Source organism: Spirosoma areae, assembly GCF_054781775.1.
This window is the reverse complement of sequence record NZ_BAAGTT010000035.1, coordinates 1-17,725: the sequence shown is the minus strand read 5'-3', so window position 1 is coordinate 17,725 and position 17,725 is coordinate 1. Positions and strand designations below refer to the sequence as shown.

General features: G+C 48.0%; 14 protein-coding genes and 1 pseudogene. 11 read left to right on the top strand and 4 right to left on the bottom strand.

All coding sequences use genetic code 11. The features are described from left to right. Positions 1–925: 925 nt before the first annotated feature. Positions 926–2,094, top strand: a pseudogene (locus ACYVI1_RS20735) (IS3 family transposase). 141 nt (positions 2,095–2,235) lie between these two features. Next, positions 2,236–3,108: an AraC family transcriptional regulator gene (locus ACYVI1_RS20730; RefSeq protein WP_460912698.1), complete on the top strand. Its 873-nt coding sequence runs from the start codon at positions 2,236–2,238 to the stop codon at positions 3,106–3,108. Positions 3,109–3,497: 389 nt separating this feature from the next. On the opposite strand, the gene ACYVI1_RS20725 is transcribed toward ACYVI1_RS20730, so the two are convergent. The 3 genes from ACYVI1_RS20725 to ACYVI1_RS20715 all read right to left on the bottom strand — a co-directional run bounded on the left by ACYVI1_RS20725 (position 3,498) and on the right by ACYVI1_RS20715 (position 6,224). After that, positions 3,498–5,072, bottom strand: a complete 1,575-nt coding sequence (locus ACYVI1_RS20725) for an IS1182 family transposase (protein ID WP_460912697.1) — start codon at positions 5,070–5,072, stop codon at positions 3,498–3,500. A gap of 221 nt (positions 5,073–5,293) precedes the next feature. Then, positions 5,294–5,590, bottom strand: coding sequence for an IS1096 element passenger TnpR family protein (locus ACYVI1_RS20720; RefSeq protein WP_460912728.1), 297 nt, complete (start codon positions 5,588–5,590; stop codon positions 5,294–5,296). A gap of 208 nt (positions 5,591–5,798) precedes the next feature. Next, positions 5,799–6,224, bottom strand: coding sequence for a plasmid pRiA4b ORF-3 family protein (locus ACYVI1_RS20715; RefSeq protein ID WP_460912696.1), 426 nt, complete (start codon positions 6,222–6,224; stop codon positions 5,799–5,801). A gap of 129 nt (positions 6,225–6,353) precedes the next feature. Here ACYVI1_RS20715 and ACYVI1_RS20710 point away from each other — a divergent pair, with 129 nt between their 5' ends. Next, on the top strand, positions 6,354–6,608 hold the full coding sequence (locus ACYVI1_RS20710) for a UTRA domain-containing protein (RefSeq protein WP_460912695.1): 255 nt from the start codon (positions 6,354–6,356) through the stop codon (positions 6,606–6,608). A 44-nt stretch (positions 6,609–6,652) separates the two neighbouring features. Here the strand turns inward: ACYVI1_RS20710 and ACYVI1_RS20705 are convergent, their stop codons facing one another. Next, a complete protein-coding gene (locus tag ACYVI1_RS20705; RefSeq protein ID WP_460912694.1) occupies positions 6,653–7,564 on the bottom strand; it encodes an AraC family transcriptional regulator in 912 nt (303 codons plus the stop codon). A 434-nt stretch (positions 7,565–7,998) separates the two neighbouring features. On the opposite strand from ACYVI1_RS20705, the gene ACYVI1_RS20700 reads away from it, so the two are divergent. From ACYVI1_RS20700 to ACYVI1_RS20665, 8 genes are all read left to right on the top strand, one after another. Beyond that, on the top strand, positions 7,999–8,838 hold the full coding sequence (locus ACYVI1_RS20700) for a phytanoyl-CoA dioxygenase family protein (RefSeq protein ID WP_460912693.1): 840 nt from the start codon (positions 7,999–8,001) through the stop codon (positions 8,836–8,838). A gap of 63 nt (positions 8,839–8,901) precedes the next feature. Continuing rightward, complete coding sequence (locus ACYVI1_RS20695; RefSeq protein WP_460912692.1) at positions 8,902–10,284, top strand: sugar porter family MFS transporter; 1,383 nt, start codon at positions 8,902–8,904, stop codon at positions 10,282–10,284. A 219-nt stretch (positions 10,285–10,503) separates the two neighbouring features. Next, positions 10,504–11,694 carry a formaldehyde dehydrogenase, glutathione-independent gene (gene fdhA / locus ACYVI1_RS20690; RefSeq protein ID WP_460912691.1) on the top strand — a complete coding sequence of 397 codons (1,191 nt, stop codon included), beginning with the start codon at positions 10,504–10,506 and terminating at the stop codon, positions 11,692–11,694. A 384-nt stretch (positions 11,695–12,078) separates the two neighbouring features. Further along, entirely contained in the window at positions 12,079–12,207 is a 129-nt protein-coding gene (locus tag ACYVI1_RS20685) for a choice-of-anchor Q domain-containing protein (RefSeq protein ID WP_460912727.1), read from the top strand. An 88-nt stretch (positions 12,208–12,295) separates the two neighbouring features. Continuing rightward, positions 12,296–14,467, top strand: a complete 2,172-nt coding sequence (locus ACYVI1_RS20680) for a glycoside hydrolase family 36 protein (RefSeq protein ID WP_460912690.1) — start codon at positions 12,296–12,298, stop codon at positions 14,465–14,467. Positions 14,468–14,554: 87 nt separating this feature from the next. Further along, positions 14,555–15,394 (top strand): phytanoyl-CoA dioxygenase family protein, encoded by an 840-nt coding sequence (locus tag ACYVI1_RS20675; protein ID WP_460912726.1) that lies wholly within the window; start codon positions 14,555–14,557, stop codon positions 15,392–15,394. 49 nt (positions 15,395–15,443) lie between these two features. Further along, a complete protein-coding gene (locus tag ACYVI1_RS20670) occupies positions 15,444–16,037 on the top strand; it encodes an MFS transporter (RefSeq protein WP_460912689.1) in 594 nt (197 codons plus the stop codon). A gap of 40 nt (positions 16,038–16,077) precedes the next feature. Continuing rightward, positions 16,078–17,361, top strand: a complete 1,284-nt coding sequence (locus tag ACYVI1_RS20665) for a mandelate racemase/muconate lactonizing enzyme family protein (protein ID WP_460912688.1) — start codon at positions 16,078–16,080, stop codon at positions 17,359–17,361. The last annotated feature ends 364 nt before the right edge of the window (positions 17,362–17,725 follow it).

Sequence of the window (17,725 nt, the reverse complement as noted above, 5' to 3'; positions counted from 1 at the left end):
GATTTCAGGGCGCTGTCTGGACCAGGCCGCGGGTCAACGAGGTTCATCAAAACGTATTTTGGCGTGAGCTATGACCCCTCTCTAGTTGGAAGTTTGCTCAAAAAAGTAGGGTGGAGTCGGCAAAATTCCCAGAAGAAAGCTCGTCAGTAGGATGCTCAATGCTGGCAGGAGCGGCTACCTGAATTTAAAAAAAGTTCAAGCTGAGAAGCCGCCGGGGCGGTCATTCTCTATGTCGATGAGGCTGCTTTCTATCTATTACCACCACTAGCTCACACCTGGTCCCTTACGGTTAAACGCCAGTGTTTGTTGAATAAGCCAGGCGGGTTTATCTGACCGGGCGGCCGGAGCCGTCTGGTCGCAGCGATTGCTCCCAACGGCGGGCTGTGTCTGGCGGGGCAGGATCAGCCTTTTAGCAGTAAATAAATAGTGTAGTTTTTGAACAAGCTTTGTGGTCAGTATCGCAAGCGCGACTTATTGGTAATCTGGGATGGGGCGTCTATTCACCGCAGTGAGGTAGTCAAAGCATGGACTTGCAACAGTATAGTGGAGATTTTTTAGGCGGCCATTGAAGAAACGTAAAAATAAGGCTCCTGTTGAGTGAGCGTGCGGTAACCCAATGCCAAATGTTTACATTGGCGATTATACCAACCCTCGATATACTCATAGGTAGCTAATCGTGCCGATGCCCGCGTCTCAAAATGAGTATGGTTGACCAACTTGCTTTAGAGGGTCTTGAAAAAGCCCTCGGTAACTGCATTGTCCCATCGGATCGCCGAAGTGACAATTCCCTTTACGACTGCATCGTCAGCCCGGTCATACTTTGCTCGACCGGCCAGTCCTTCTGACCTCCTCCCAGTAAACTGGACTAGGCTAAAGTAGAGAGTTCGGGCGATTTTTGATACCTTAAACAATCAAACAATCGCTTATGAAAAAGACCAAATTCACCGAAGCGCAAATCGTTTTTGCGCTTCGCCAAGCTGACACTGGTACGGTCGTCGCTGAGGTTTGCCGCAAGATGGGCATCAGTGAAGCCACCTTCTACAACTGGAAAAAGAAATACGGAGGCCTAGGCGTTCCCGAACTTCGACGGCTTCGTCAGTTGGAGGAAGAGAACCAGCAACTAAAGCAGTTGGTCGCCGATCTGAGCCTGGACAATCAGATGCTTCAGGAGGTCATCAAAAAAAAGCTTTAAGACCGATCCAAAAGCGAGGATTGGCCCAAAGCCTAATGAATGACTATCGGATCTCGCAGCGCCGAGCCTGTGCGGTGCTGCTGCTTCGACGCTCGACTTGGTTCTATAAAGCGCATCGTCGAGATGATTCTGTGCTGAGAAAACGTATCCGGGAGATAGCTGAAACACGTGTTCGCTATGGCTGTCAGCGTATTTTTACTTTATTAAGACGAGAGGGCTGGCGCGACAATCATAAGCGCGTATACCGCTTGTATCGTCTTAAAGGCCTTAATTTGCGTAGTAAGCGCCCTCGACGTAAGCGATCAGCGGCTCACAGGCTAGATCGGCCTGTACTCTCCAGTATTCACCAGTGCTGGAACGGTCCGCCGTAGCGGTATGGACTTCGTAGCGGATCAGCTCTTCGATGGGCGGAAAATACGGGCTTTAACTATAGTCGATAATTATAGTCGTCAGTGTGTAGAAATTTTCGTTGGTCAGTCATTAAAGGGTGAAGACGTAGTTGGCGTAATGGAACGTCTGCGCGCTCGATATGGAACGGCCCCTAAGCGTATCCAAGTGGACAATGGGAGTGAATTTATCTCAAAAGTAATGGATTTATGGGCTTACGATAATGATGTGACGTTAGATTTTTCCCGGCTCGGGAAACCGACTGATAACGCTTTTATTGAATCATTTAATGGAAGTTTCCGGCCGGGTCGCCGTAGCGGACGAGTGTTTGAACGCCCATTGGTTCTTATCTTTGGAAGATGCTCGAGGAAAAATCGAGCATTGGCGACGAGAATACAACCACTGCGGTGGGCCGCTCGTTTCGGCCACACAGTTCACTCGGCGGGCTGACGCCTGATGAGGTCGGAAAGGGCAGTGAAAAAAGAACAAATGAACGTCCGATCCTCAATCTTTGAGTGGTCCAATAATTGGGAGGAGGTCACAGGCGGCTTAAACTCCAGTTAAAACTGGCTCATAAAAGGGGGTAAGAACACTTCAGCTCCTCATAAAGCTGTAGTCAAGCTAACCAATGACAAACGATAAATTCTTTCACAATTATGAAGCCGATTATCTACAAAACTCTTTCTTCTGATGAAAATTCTTTCACGGTAAAGGAAATAAAGCTGCCTTATTTTGATACCACCTGGCACTTTCATGAAGAGTTTGAATTGGTATTGATTACCAAAAGTAAAGGCAAACGGTTTATTGGAACCCATATTTCCACCTTTGAAGACGGCGACCTGGCTCTGCTGGGGCCAAGGCTACCCCATCTATATCGAAATGATACGAATTACTTTACGAACACTTGTGCTCAACAGGAAGCGACATCTACCGTCATTCATTTCTCGCGATTTTTTTTAGGAGATCGTTTTCTAAGTATTCCTGAAATGATTCCCATTCGACAGCTATTCGAACGGTCAAAAAAGGGGCTCGATATTAAAGGGGAAACAAAAGTACTTATTACTGAAAAAATCAAAGGGCTATTAATGCTGAATGGTCTGGAAAGGGTTATACACTTATTAACCATATTAAATATTATAGCGAACTCGAGGGAGACTCAGGAGCTTTCTACTTCAGAACTCAGCATCTTAAACTTAGAGGACACAAAAAAAATTAATAAAGTTTATGAATACGTTTTAGATAACTATAAAGAAACAATAACTCTCAAAGAAATTGCAGATTTACTGAATATGAGTTCGTCCAATTTTTGTCACTACTTTAAAGTAAGAACAAAAAAAACGTTTAATTCTTTCCTTAATGAAGTACGTATCGGCCACGCCTGCAAGCTATTATATGAAGACAATTTAAATATCGCTCAGGTAAGTCTTGAATGTGGCTATAGAGAAATATCTAATTTTAACCGGCAGTTTCATCGTGTTAAAAAGGTGACTCCTTCTAATTTTAAAAAACAATTACTTTCAAAGAGGTAAGAATGTAAAATAGATTGACCTCCCCCAAATACTGTACCACTCAAGGATTTATGACAGAATGTTCATTTGTTCTTTTTTTACTACCCTTTCCGACTTCATCAGGTGTTAGTCCTACCGGGGAACTGTGTTGTCGAAACGAGCGGCCCACCGCAGTGGTTATATTCTTATACGCACCGATTTCTATAGTACGTTTGAGCCGTACGATTTATAAGAGCTACACAATGATTTTGGTCGTTTCTTGCTGGTTGATGACTTGGGATACAGGACGGTGGTACAGCAGTCCTACACCTATCCCCACTAGCCAGATCGACCAGCCCGTGTTGGCCAAGAAATTGGCTGTTCCGTATAGGGGGTATTTCTTCCTAACGGATACTGTTGGCGAATTCAGTTTAGGCCGTTATTTGAGGTATTAATCGCACAAAGGCTGCCTGACGCGTCTTGGCTAAGAGCACTTCATTGAGCCAGTTGACAATGCGCCACAAGTTCATCGCCGTAGCAATAAAGACATTTTGTAGATGCGTTTTGGCTAGACCGATGTAGCGGGAACGACGCATACCAAAGCTGCGCACACCTTGCGAAAGCGTGCCTTCGATGCCTGCTCGGTGATTGTAAAGCAGGGGCCAACTCGCTTGACAGTCCCGTTTTCGGGCAACTTGCAAAGCTTGGTAGTGTTCATCCGCCCGCAAGTAAATAAAGCGTCGTTTGGTTTGGGTACATTTACTGCGAACCGGACAGGGTCTACAGGTTTTTTGAGAAAACTTAATCTGCACACGGGGCTGGCCTTTCTCAGAGGTCGAGATCCAGGCTTGGTTGGTGTGCCCTTGAGGACAGGTGGCCTGTTTGTTGGCCCAATCGATTTGGAAGTCCGCAGCCGCATACCCCTCGCCCGCCATTGCCTGCCATTTCTGGTCCTTCCGAGCGGGGCCCACTAAATCTACCTGATAAGCGTCCTGGCTCTGTACCAGCAGATCCGCGCTCATATAAGCGGTATCCACCAGGTGTTGAGACGGCAGTAAAGACTTATTCGCCAAGCCCTGATGAATTTGAGGTAACGTGTCTGAATCCCCTTCGGTACTGACGGTAGTAGCTACCTGAGTAATCAGATGCGGTTGATCCTCTTCGCAGGTTTCACTTAAGTGGACTTTGTAGCCCACCCACGTCGTATCGCGTTTCCGGCTAAACCGGGCTTCTAGATCATAAGGTGAGCTGATAATCTGAGATGAAGGCGGTAATTCTCCTTGATTTTCGACTCGCCAGACGAGTTGCCCTTCCACCACACGAAACTGCTGAATCCACACTCGACGCAAGATGTCAACCGCCGGTAGCTGCCAAAAGTAAGCCGCCTGTTGATCCATCTCGATTCGCTCCATAAGCCACAACCCATCTTGACCGACTTGCTGAGCGTAGGCTAGTCGTTTTGCTTTTGTATCCGGTAGGCGGTAGTCATCGGCCCGAGGGCCGTATCGGATGGCCCACTCAGGTTGCAGATGCCTAGCTAACCACTCGGGTGCGAGCCCGGACAGGCTATTGAGGGCAAACCGCATGGTCTCAATAACACACTCTAATCGATTGGTCGCCCGAATGCGAGCCAAAATGTGAGTCGAGTCGGTTCGCTGTTTGGTGGCTGCTCTCAGCCATTTATGTTCCTGGCAACACACTAGAAGGTGGTTCAACAAGCGTTCTTCCGCATGGCCAACTACCAATCGCTGGCGGAATTCGGACAAGATACTGAAGTCAAAACCTGCGTCGGTTAACTCTAAACCCAACATGTACTTCCAGTCAATCCGGCTCCGAACCGCATCGGCGGCTTGACGGTCCGAGAGGTTCTCGGCAAATTGCATCAGCGTCACCAGGGCTAACTGCCAGGGAGATTGTGCTGGCTGTCCGCGTTGGGGAAACAGATCGGCGAAGAGTGCATCATTGTAAAGCGTGCCGAGTGTGGGTGCGTTTGCCGTTTCGTACAAAAACCGTCACTTGGGCGGCACCAAGTTTGCAATGAGTTGATTATCAATTGAGTTGATCCAGGAAGTCGGGTTCATAAAATAAAAACTAGAATGGTTAGTGGACCTACTTTTTGGCCCTATTTTTTTAGCTCTTCTGAGTATTTAAATCGCTAATTAACTGTGGTTCAGAAAGGTAAGACTTTTTGAACCACAGTCGATTAAAAGCCGTTGAGTCGATCAAATCAGTCAAGTGACGGATTTTGTACGAAACGGCAAATGAACCCATTGATGGCTTTTAAATCGAATCGCTCCGGCTGATGGGTAAAGTACCAGGCCGGCACATTGTCCTCCAAAGGGTTCTCGCCCGCCTGTAATCGTTCCACCAGGGTGTCCAACCAGCCATAAACCCAATCGCGTTGCGCGTCAAGCTGTTGACTATATACGGTTGGCCCTCCTGTTTCCTCGGGTGGACAAGCTCGTTTTCCTTCTAAGCAACGAGGATGCCGATATAGACCACCATCAGGGGTTATGACTTCGATCCGCAGTTGATGGGGTTCTTTGGCTAAACGGGTGGATTTATACGGTAAGTAACTACAAATCTAGGTAAAAGCTGATTGTCAGCTTTTTTAAGCTATTTCTATCAAGTAGGAGTTCCTTATTGATAGGTTATGATACTCTCCTAGATTAGTCAGAATGGCTGTTTTTACGGTAGTTTTTCATGTACCCTTTTTGATAAGGCACTGATCGTCAATAAGTAGTCGTTTTTGAACTATAAAACCCGTCGCTTACCGTATAAATCCGCCCGTTTAGCCAAAGAACCCCTTGATGAGCCCAACGGTCGTAATAATCATACAGGTAATGAAACGTGTCATTGGTTCGTAGACCGAAATTGCCCAGACGCGTAATCTGGGGAATACCCAGAAACTGATCGCCACCGGTATAATCGATGCCGTACTGACGCCCGAAAATCTGAAAGTAATGCAAGTGCCAGTTGTCCCAACCCATGACTAACTGGACAATATGGTACAGTTGAACCACCGTCGTATTTCCTTTGACGACAAACCGGCGATACACCTGCGGGCTGATGTCGAGTAGATGGATTTTAAGGTGATAGAGGCACTCGTAGGGTTTAGCCGGAACAGGTTCAGGTGCCGGCCGTTTTGTCTTTTTCATGGGGTGACGACAGGCTTACCCTAAAGTTCGAAAATCGTCGGTTCACCCCAGGCTTTTTTATGCTCTCCTAAACAAGGTAATGGTCGCACCAGCCGCTGCCTGACCTGTGGTTGCCAGCACCTGCCCGGTTTGTCGGATTTAAACTTTGAGAATCGGTCTTTATTTGAACTACTACGAACGGTCTATAACCTAATTGTTCAGGGCGGTGAACAGAAATTGCTGGCTACCACGGCCACCGAAAACCTGACTCAGCTATTAGCCGTACCGCCAGCCAGCTCGGTACTTCGTCTCGACAAACGGGTCGATACCAACAATAACGACTTTAGCTATTACTCATCGTTATACGCCCGAACGGATCATTTTTTGTTGCATGGGAGATTCTAAGTTGCAGAAATAAGCCATTTTATCGACCTAAAAGACCATATTCATCAGGGTTTAGGTTGAGCCGGGAATGCACTAATCTCGTTTCGGCGATACTGAAGGGGAGAAAGCCCCATCTGCTTTTTAAATAATCTCGAAAAGTATAAGGGATCATCCATGCCAATTTGAGAAGCAACCTCGCTGATCCGTAATTCACTAAAGTGGAGCAACTGGCAGGCTTTCTGCACCCGCAAATAATTGAAATACTCAATTGGTGCATAGCCCGTTTGCTGTTTGAACTTACCGGAAAGAAACGAGACGGATAGATTAACCGATTCGGCTATGCTCTTTAGGGTTAATGGCTTAGAGAGGTTTTGCTGCATAAATAAAATAGACTTCTCGGTGGGGCTGATTGGGATCTTTGCGCTGGAATCAGGGCTAAACTGTTCAGGAAAAACGAACGTCGCTATATACTGACGTAGCATCAGGTTGGCAAATAATAAATTAGCCGCGCTGTATCCTTTCAGAAAAGTGGCCGCTATTTGCCTGAATATTGCATTTCGCTCATCAGAGAAACTTACCTTAATCTTGTCTCTATCCCCTAAAATGGCCCAGATGCTTTCATGACAATGGCTTCCCGAGAAATGAAACCAGTAGATCGTCCAGGGGTTATTTACATCGGCTCCATAAGAGTGTGGTGTGCCTGCCGGAATGACATGAACTTCACCCGCTTCGAGGGATACTTTTTTATCCTCGTACTGTATCCAACCCCGTCCGTCAGCACAAAACAACAGAATAACGTGTGTAATGCCCTTTGTCCGATTGAAGTAGTGATGTAATGCTTTCGGGTAGTAACCCATCCGGGCAATAAAGCATGTGTGGATGAGAGGCTGCCGCTGGCTTTGGGCAATAGCCGTTTTGGGAGGCTCAATGATAAGCTCCCCTTCAAATCCTCTGCTTTTCTGACTTAAGTTAGGCATTTTAGCCATTGTTAATAAATTTTTCTGTAAGTAAAATAATCTATAAAATTAATAATATTGTTCATTTGGCCTATCTTCTAATAGCTGAATTTTGTACTGGCATAATGCAAAAGAGAAACCACTGTAACAGTTAAGCAATAATATCCCTTTATTGTCAGTTACCTAGATACTACTTAATTGGCTGTATAGCAGATAATTAAGTAGTAAAGAAATTCTGCTTAACACAAGACCTGATTTGCCAGAGAAAAGTCCAGTTTGCTATTCACAGCATGTCATCCAGACGGCAGGTGGGGTGTGAATGATAAAATTATCCATACTAAGTTATCGACCATCCATCTGTTCTACTGCCTGATGTCAGAGCGATTTACTAGCTCTGTCGTCGCAGATTCGTTACTAACTTTTCGTTTACCCTTTCATTAACTCTTTTTTGTATCATGGCTAAACAACCCTTAACACCTGACCAGATTGACCAATATGAGCGGGATGGCTATTTGATCGTACGCGATTTTTTTGACCCATCCGAAGTAACTAAACTGTATCAGGTAGCTATTGACGATGCATCTATCAGAAAACATGCCTTTAACATTAACGACAGTAGCGGGAAGCATAGTAAGCTGTCGTTATGGTACAAACCGGGCGATGACATCTATGGACTGCTGACCCGTGGTGAAACCCTGGTCGGTGCCGTCGATAAGCTGCTAGACGGGGCTGGTTCACCGGTTTGCCATTTCCATTCCAAGTTAATGCAGAAAGAGCCACGGGTAGGTGGTGCCTGGGAATGGCATCAGGACTATGGTTATTGGTACAAAAATGAATTTCTAATGCCCGACCAGCTGATGTCGGTCATGGTGGCTATTACCGACGCAAACCGGGAGAATGGCTGCCTGCAGGTCATTAAAGGGTCGCATAAAATGGGGCGGGTGGAGCATGGCTTTGCGGGTGAGCAGAACGGTGCGGCACAGCGTTATGTAGAACTGGCGTTAAAAACCATGGAATTGGTTTATGTCGAGTTGAAGGCGGGTGACATACTATTTTTTCACAGTAATATTCTCCACCGATCAGAAGCCAATTTATCGGACAAAGCGCGCTGGTCGCTGATTTCCTGCTACAATCGGGCTTCCAATATTGGGTATAACGAATCGTCATCCTCTTCGGCCAGTATTACGCCCTTAGACGTTGTACCGGACGAAGCCTTGCTGACTTCGGATGCGTCGGGGCTTGCCGAAGACCGAGCTGATTTCCTGACAAAAGACGCGGATGTGGCATTGAAATAAACTCACCTTTGTGCAATTCCGATGGCAGGCCGCTGTTGGGATGCCTTACCTATTGTTTAGCGTATGGCGGTTATTATTCAGACAGAATCTGGCCCTTATCCTAAGTATCAGACATTTGACCAACGGTACATTTCTTTATTCATAAGCATCGCTGCTTTAGGTGGCGTTTTGTTTGGGTTCGATTTGGTCATTATTTCTGGAACGGTATCGTTTTTTAGCCGTCATTTTAGCTTAAATGAGTTTCAGACGGGCTGGGCCGTTGGTTGTCTCAATCTGGGAGCCGCATTGGGAGCCTTAGTCGGTGGACGCTACGCTGACCGGCTGGGCCGAAAAAAATTACTGCTGTTCAGTGCCGCCTTATTCGCTTTGACGGGTGTTGGAACAGGCTGGGCCAATACATTTTATACCTTCGTGGCCTTTCGCATGATGAGCGGAGTTGCGGTGGGAATTGCTGCGCTGGTTTGCCCTATGTATGTGGCTGAAGTGTCACCCGCTCCGGTTCGGGGAAAAATAGTGTCGTTTTACCAGCTCTCCATTGTGATTGGGATTTTGCTGGCTTACCTCTCTAATTACCTACTGCTCAAAACGGGTGAAAACAACTGGCGCTGGATGTTTTCATCGCAGGCAGTTCCCGCACTATTATTTTTTGTGGGACTCTTCTGGGTACCTGAAAGTCCGCGCTGGCTGGTTGGCAAGCAGCGTCGGAGCGAGGCATATGCACTTTTAACGCGCATTGGCGGCGCCAAACACGCTGATCTTGAGATTGAGCAAATTGAACAAAGCTTTTTGCAGCACCACCCAAATCGGGTACGTGATCTGTTTCGAAAAGATATAGTTCATGTTCTTGTGCTGGGTATTGTGATTGCGGTGTTTTCGCAGGCAGTCGGCCAGAATTCATTATTCTCTTATGCCCCCGTCTTATTCCAGCAAGCCGGTATTGCGCAGGATACGGCCTTCATGCAATCAATTATCATTGGCCTCATTACGTTCGTTTTTACCTTCATTGCGATTCGTACCATTGACCGGGTTGGCCGCAAAAAACTACTGCTTTATGGTTCGGCCCTCCTCGGTATTGATGCTTTAGCTTTAGCATTTGCTTTTTACTGGCATTTGTCTGGTGGATGGGTACTGTTTTTTGTTCTGGCGTTCATTGCAGTTTACTCGGCTACATTAGGGCCTGTTACCTGGGTGGCATTATCCGAGATATTTCCGAATCGAATTCGTGCAAAGGCGTTGGCCGTATCTACCCTGGCTTTATGGGTCGCTAATTTTTTTACCACGTCCCTGTTTCCGGTAATGAATACACAGTTGGGTCCCTCAGTTACGTTCGCTGTTCATGCTGGCCTCTGCTTCATTTATATGCTGTTTGTATGGATCAGGGTTCCTGAAACGAAAGGAAAAACGCTGGAAGAAATCGAGCTGCTACTGCAAAGACAGACTACCTGATGCAACAAGATAAGGTAGTCACCGGCATTACTGTGAGGCAGTAACCTGTCGGGTTTTAACAACTATGTAAGCCTGAAGGCAATCTGAGGTAGTCAGATTTTACGCTCGTCAGGATGTATTTGCTGACTTGTTGATTCAGCTGAATGCCGGGAAAGATGTCCGTTTGGTAAAGCCTGATAGACTAATAAATACAAGTAAATATCTCTAAGCCTTACGCCAATGTGCCAGAATCATGGAGTTACCTACATTAAACCTGGACAGGTTGAAGTCCGTTCTATTGGCTATCCAGAACTCGTTCTTGGCGACCGGAAATGCCACCACGGGGTTATCCTCCAGGTCGTTTCCACGAATATCTGCGGGAGTGATCAGCACATGGTCAGAGGACGGACAACAGCACCTGAAGGCCTGGTACTGGGTCACGAAATTACGGGGCTGGTTATTGAAGCCGGGCGCGATGTGGAGTTTATTAAAGTCGGTGACCTAGTATCCGTCCCGTTCAATATTGCCTGCGGACGATGCCGTAATTGTAAGGCTGGTCAAACGGGCATCTGCCTCAATGTGAATCCGGCCCGGCCCGGAGCCGCCTATGGTTACGTCGATATGGGGGGCTGGGTTGGTGGGCAGGCCGAGTATGTAATGGTTCCCTATGCAGATTTCAATCTGCTAAAGTTCCCCGATAAGGAGCAGGCAATGTCTAAAATCCGGGACCTGACATTGCTTTCCGATATTTTTCCGACGGGTTATCATGGTGCGGTTATGGCAGGGGTAGGTCCCGGCTCAATCGTTTATATAGCCGGTGCCGGACCCGTGGGTCTAGCCAGTGCGGCTTCCTGCCATTTACTGGGGGCTGCCGTTGTCATTGTAGGCGATATGATTCCCGAACGGCTGGAGCAGGCCAGAAGCTTTGGCTGTGAAACGGTTGATCTGCGGCTGGAAACACCACTCGCCGATCAGATTGCCCAGATTATTGGGGTACCCGAAGTCGATTCTGCGGTTGACTGTGTTGGTTTTGAGGCTAGAGGACATGGCTCTGAAGCGGGCATCGAACTCCCGGCTACTGTGTTGAATGCGGCAATGAGCATCACGCGTGCGGGTGGAGCCATTGGTATTCCTGGCCTATACGTGACCGGTGATCCCGGTGCTTCGACCGCAGCGGCCAGGGAAGGAAATCTAACGGTTCGTATTGGGTTAGGCTGGGCAAAGTCGCACTCGTTCTATACGGGTCAATGTCCGGTCATGAAATACCATCGTCAGTTAATGAATGCCATCCTGTACGATAAAATCCAGATTGCCAAAGCCGTGAATGTAGCCGTAATCAGTTTAGACAAGGCCCCTGACGGCTACCGGGATTTTGATAAAGGAGCGGCCAAAAAATATGTGATTGACCCGAACGGCCTGATCCCGGCTTAAGGAATACCCGCTACACCGATCGTTGACACGCGCAGGCTGACGGTCAATTTCAGCCCATTTGAATCGACTCCTAACCAATTAACTGCTTATAAAATGCTAAAACGTTTATTCCCTCATCGCCTGGCTGCTCTGGGCATATTGTGGCTAGCCAGTTAAGCTCAACCAGAGCTATGGCTACCCATCAATCCAATGTAAAGGCCCCCAGGCACGGTTCAGCAGTAAATGAACTTGCTTTGGTCATGCCGCTGAACGCCAGGAAGAGGGAAATTTTATTTTGCGCCTGACCTATCCCGACTCGGAGAACTCAGTGAACCAGGCCAACCTGAAAACGGCCGTTGGAAAGCAAGGTGCCGATACGATGGATACGCCGGTCTGGTGGGATAAATAAGCGTAATCGAGAAACGACCCATTGATACAGGAACCAAGGCGTTGGGAGTTTCTGACTTCGATTTGGACAATAAAGCCAGGGTGAAAGGTCGCAAAATTGACATGGGCGCTTACGAATTCCAATAAAGTGATAGTTAACTTAAAATAAATATTGATTATCAAACCAGCATTAAATACAAGTTTGTCTGAACAAACTTTTGAAAACAATAAATTAATGAAAAAATCATTGCTATTTATTTTCGTGCAACTTGCCATACTGCCGAGTTTATTTGCGCAGCCGTTTGCCAAGTGGACAAAAACGGAACTTACCCTCGACAATGGTTTGGTAAAACGTATAGTCCAATTACCGTACACTGAAAAGAACGAAATTCAGACCAATTCATTTGAATTGAGTGGTGTAGTCAAAGGTTTTGTGCGACCTGTAAATGATGAGTTTTTATTTGCCTCAGATGGCGTGGAGTTGACCGGAAAATCGGGCTGGAACCTGATTGATGTGAAGGAATCAAGCGATCTGAATCAAGGAAATGGCGCAACAATTAGTTTAAAGGGGATTACGCCTGAAAACAGCAACCTGGAGCTTTCAATTTCCTACCTGCTTTACCCCGAATCGCCTGTAATTCGTAAGCGAATCGGGTTCAGGAATTTAGGAAAAGCTGACTTAAAAATTGAATCACTCGAAATTGAAAAGCTGACCACCAACTTAGATATGACCTATGCGTGGATTTATAACAACTACGGGCGTTACAAAACCATGAATGGTTACGTTGGAAATTATTACGACCCGGCTGTTGTGTTGCACGAAGTAACCGGAAACCGTGGCTTGGTTCTGGGCAACGAAGTTCCAGGCGTGATGAAACGCACGTCGGCTTTACTCGATGGCAAATCGATCGGTATTGGTTTTAATCCGTTCAATGCTGATTACCCGTTGCGCAAGTGGCTGAAACCAGGCGAAACATGGGAAAGCTCTTTTGTATTTGTCGCACCCTACCAAAATGCAGCCAATCCCGATTTGGTTTTGAATACCGTTGTTCCTGATTTTGTTCGAAAATACATGGGTACGCGCCTTTCTGAAATGAAAAATGTGCCCACTGCTGTTTACAATACCTGGGCGCCGTTTCGTGGCGATATGACCACCGCTTCGGTAATTGATGTGGCGAAGAATGCTGCTCAATGCGGATTCAGCCATTTTGTAATGGATGCCGGCTGGAACACCATTGATGGGAAACCAACACTCACGGGGGACAAAGACATTGACTGGATTTTGAACCTTGGCGACTGGAAAGAAGACCGCGAAAAATTTCCAAACGGCTTAAAAGAGGTTTTTAACGAGGTAAAAGCCCTTGGCATGAAACCGGGTTTGTGGATTAGTGTAGCCACTGCCACCAAAAACTCAAAAGTTTATCGCGAGCATCCTGATTGGTTTGTTCAAGACGAGAAGGGTAATCCGGCCTATTTGCACGACGAATCTGGAAATCCAAATCAGGTAACGGCTTGTTTGGGGGGCGGCTACTACGATTATATCAAAGAATCGGTGTTGCGCTTGGTAAAAGCCCACGATTTGAAATACGTGAAACTCGATTTATCGGTGGTAACGAGCGCCTACCGTTTCAACCCAAAAAATACAGGGTGTTGTGCCAAAAATCATGCATATCACCGCGACCGCGAAGAGTCGTACCAAGCCATCTATGAGCGTTGTTTCCAACTATTCGACGAATTGCACGCCGAAGTTCCCGATTTATACATCGATTGTACGTTCGAAACCCTGGGTAAGTTGCAATTAATTGACTTTGCCATGCTTCAACATGCTGATGGCAACTGGCTCACCAACATCGACGAAAAATCGCCCAAAGGAAGCTGGCGTGTGCGGCAAATGGGCTGGTGGCGTTCGCCCGTTATCACTGCTTCGTCGATGGTAATTGGCAACCTGATTCTGGACGAACCCAACTTTTACTTATCGCTGCTATCCAATTCGGGCACCATGCCCATTCTGTTGGGCGACACACGAAAACTTACTGAAGCCGACAAAAAGCAGGTCAGGCAATGGGCCGACTGGATGAAAGCAACGAATGAAAGGCACCAGTTTATGCTTTTCAGGCAGGATTTAGCCGGATTTGGCGAACCTGCAGAAGGCAGTTGGGATGGCTTCCAGCGCATCAATACCGACACCAAAAAGGGTGGTATTATCGGGGTATTTCGGCAGGGTGCTAATGAATCAAAACGAACCGTTACCATTAATTATCTTGACCCTCTTAAAAAATATCGGGTAACGGATATGACCGGCAACGTGCTGGCCACTATGACCGGACGAGCATTGAAAACAACCGGCTTTCCTGTAACTCTGACTGGTACCTACGCCGGGGCACTTTTTGAGATTACCGCTTTGTAAAGAATGCTCACAACCTGGCAAACCCAACTCGCACAACCTCTATCAATTTTTTCATAACCATATAACACAAAAAACCATGACAAACCAATCATTAACACCCAAACAATTGAGCAATACATTCAGGATGGACACCTGATTACCAGGAACTTCCTGAATTTAGCAGAAGTCACGAAACTGTATCAGGTCGCCATTGACGATAGCGCCGTGAGCAAAAACGCGATCAACATCAACGACAGCAGCGGCAAACGCAGCAAGCTGTCGCTCTGGTACAAACCCGGCAACGACATTTACGGCCTGCTCACCCGCAGCGAACAACTGGTGGATTCGGTCGATAAACTGCTCGATACCAACGCCGATGGCAGTCAGACAGCCGTTTGTCATTTCCACTCCAAATTGATGCAAAAAGAGCCGCACGTTGGGGGTGCCTGGGAGTGGCATCAGGATTATGGCTACTGGTACAAAAACGAGTTCCTGCTGCCCGATCAGATGATGTCGGTTATGGTGGCGATCACCGACGCAAACGAGGAAAACGGCTGTTTGCAGGTCATCAAAGGCTCGCACAAAATGGGCCGCGTTGAGCACGGTTTCGCCGGGGAGCAGGTGGGCGCATCGCAGCGGTACGTCGATCTGGCCCTGAAAACGATGGAACGGGTTTATGTAGAGTTGAAAGCGGGCGACGTCCTGTTTTTCCACAGCAACATCCTCCACCGCTCCGAGGCCAATCTGTCCGACAAACCCCGCTGGTCCATGATTTCGTGCTACAACCGGCAGTCAAACATTGGCTATAACGATTCGGCGTCGTCTTTGTCGAGCATTACGCCCATTGAGGTTGTGCCGAATAACGCGCTGTTGACCTGGTCGGCGGCTGGCCTGGCCGAAGATGGTGCCGATTTCCTGGCCAAAGAGGCCGATGTAGCCCTGAAATAGTTGTTTTGGCCGCGAGTGACCACTTCCCTAAACCCTTTACCCTCAATTTATGGCTGTCATCATCCCGGCGTATTCCGACATCCATTCGGCAGACGAGGCCGTCAATCGGCGTTACGTCTATCTCATCAGTGCTATTGCCGCGCTGGGTGGGGTCTTGTTTGGCCTTGATCTGGTGATCATTTCCGGCACCGTTCCGTTTTTCACCAAACAGTTTGCGCTCAATGGCTTTCAGACGGGCTGGGCCGTGGGCTGCATCAACCTGGGGGCGGCTATCGGTGCGCTGATCGGCGGTAACCTCAGCGATACGCTGGGCCGGAAAAAGCTGCTGATGGGCTGTGCCGTGCTCTTTGCGCTAACGGGCGTCGGCACAGGCTGGGCGGGGAGTTTTCCGCTCTTTGTAACGTTTCGGATGCTGAGTGGCGTGGCCGTGGGGGCGGCAGCGCTGGTTTGCCCGATGTACGTGGCCGAGATATCGCCCGCGTCCATGCGGGGCCGGATGGTGTCGTTTTATCAGCTTTCCATTGTGATCGGTATTCTGCTGGCGTACCTGTCTAATTACCTGCTGCTGAACACCGGCGACAACAATTGGCGGTGGATGTTTTCGTCGCAATCGGCCCGGTCAAACCAGTTAACTAATTGCTGAAAAATAAATCCTCAACTATTACTACTTCCTGAAAACCCTGATGAAAACCACAACCTCCCGGCGTTCTTTTTTAACCAAAAGTGCCTTAGCCAGCGTTTTTAGTGCCAGTTCCCTGTCCGGTTTTGGTTCAGGGCTGGAAACTGCCGTCGACCGTGCTCCACGCTCATCGGCTCCCTCGGATTTGAAAATTACCGACATCAAATGTGGCTACATTCGCGGTGGACACAGCCTGTTCGTCAAAGTTCATACCAATCAGGGCATCTGGGGTTGTGGGGAAGGCGTCGATGCTACGCCCGGAACCTATCATCTGGTGAAGATGATGGGCGAGCGCATCAAGGGGAAAAGCCCGCTCAACATCAACCGGATATTTGAAGACGTTCGGCGGGCGGGTTTTTTCGAGGGCGCACAGGCGGGCATGTATATTTCGGTGCTGTCGGCGGTCGAAACGGCACTTTGGGACCTGGTTGGCAAAGCGCTCGGTATACCTGTGTATCAATTGCTGGGTGGGAAATTCCGCGATAAGATCCGGGTTTATTGCGATACAGCACTCAATCGCAGTACCAATCCAACACCCGACGATTTTGCCCAATCGGCTACCAATGCGGTGAAGATGGGCTTTAATGCGGTTAAATTTGACATCGATGAACGCACCGACCCCAACAAATACGATGCCTATAATTGGACGGCCAGCCCTGGTGAGTTAGACCGGATGTATAACCAGATTGCTGCGGTGCGTAAAGGTGTTGGACCGAAAATCGACATCTGCGTGGATATGCACGGCCGTTATGACACCACCACGGGTCGGCGGGTGGCTAAATTGATGGAGCCGCTCAACCTCCTGTTTCTGGAGGAACCCATTCCGGCCGAAAACCCCGAAGCGTACCGTCAAATTCGCGAGGCCTCGAACACGCCCATCTGTGCGGGTGAGAACCATTACTTAGCCCATGGCTTCCGTAAACTGCTCGAGATCGGGGCTGTTGACATTATTATGCCTGACTTGCAAAAGGCAGGCGGGTTAGGCGAAGCGCAACGCATTGCCAACTTAGCCAATCTGTATTACGTGCCTTTCGCCCCCCATATGGTGGCCTCTTATCTGGGCGCGATGGCCTCGTGTCATGTTTGTGCGTCAGTACCCAACTTTCTGATCCTGGAGTGGCAGATTTACTTTCACGAAGATCCCATGTTTAAAGAGGTCGTTACGTTCGATGGCCCGATGGTGGATAAGGGCTTTATACCGCTATCCAACAAGCCGGGTATCGGGGTGGAAATCAATGAAGAAGGAATGCGGAAATACGCGCCCAAAGATGTGCCTTTTTTTATGTAAGGCATCTACCCATTCCCCCTGAACTGGCCATAGTTGACTGGAAGCAGCACGAACAAACCAGGAGATTATTGCCGCACACTTAAGAATGTTGACATGATGGGTCTGTAGTGCCTGAACGCGGATTTTTAGATTAATGATTCTTCCGGCACAGTAGGTTGGAAAGGGATCGGTCCCGCAGCGGCGGACCGTGCCGCTGCGGGCCGAAGCCAGGGAATAAAAATCAAGTTACACGCCCCATTCACATTGTCTTGTCCGAGAATAGGTTGACCATCACCGCAAGCTGATGGACCACTTATTTTTGCTTCGTACTCAGGCGCATGAGCTCAAGATGCGTCAGATGGTTGAAGAGATCAACCTAGGCCGA

Excerpts from the sequence above, each read along its gene's own strand:
- fdhA (WP_460912691.1), top strand. The coding sequence starts at position 10,504 with ATGTGCCAGAATCATGGAGTTACCTACATTAAACCTGGACAGGTTGAA.
- ACYVI1_RS20700 (WP_460912693.1), top strand. The coding sequence starts at position 7,999 with ATGGCTAAACAACCCTTAACACCTGACCAGATTGACCAATATGAGCGG.
- ACYVI1_RS20695 (WP_460912692.1), top strand. The coding sequence starts at position 8,902 with ATGGCGGTTATTATTCAGACAGAATCTGGCCCTTATCCTAAGTATCAG.
- ACYVI1_RS20705 (WP_460912694.1), bottom strand. The coding sequence starts at position 7,564 with ATGCCTAACTTAAGTCAGAAAAGCAGAGGATTTGAAGGGGAGCTTATC.
- ACYVI1_RS20730 (WP_460912698.1), top strand. The coding sequence starts at position 2,236 with ATGAAGCCGATTATCTACAAAACTCTTTCTTCTGATGAAAATTCTTTC.
- ACYVI1_RS20670 (WP_460912689.1), top strand. The coding sequence starts at position 15,444 with ATGGCTGTCATCATCCCGGCGTATTCCGACATCCATTCGGCAGACGAG.
- ACYVI1_RS20715 (WP_460912696.1), bottom strand. The coding sequence starts at position 6,224 with ATGAAAAAGACAAAACGGCCGGCACCTGAACCTGTTCCGGCTAAACCC.
- ACYVI1_RS20665 (WP_460912688.1), top strand. The coding sequence starts at position 16,078 with ATGAAAACCACAACCTCCCGGCGTTCTTTTTTAACCAAAAGTGCCTTA.
- ACYVI1_RS20680 (WP_460912690.1), top strand. The coding sequence starts at position 12,296 with ATGAAAAAATCATTGCTATTTATTTTCGTGCAACTTGCCATACTGCCG.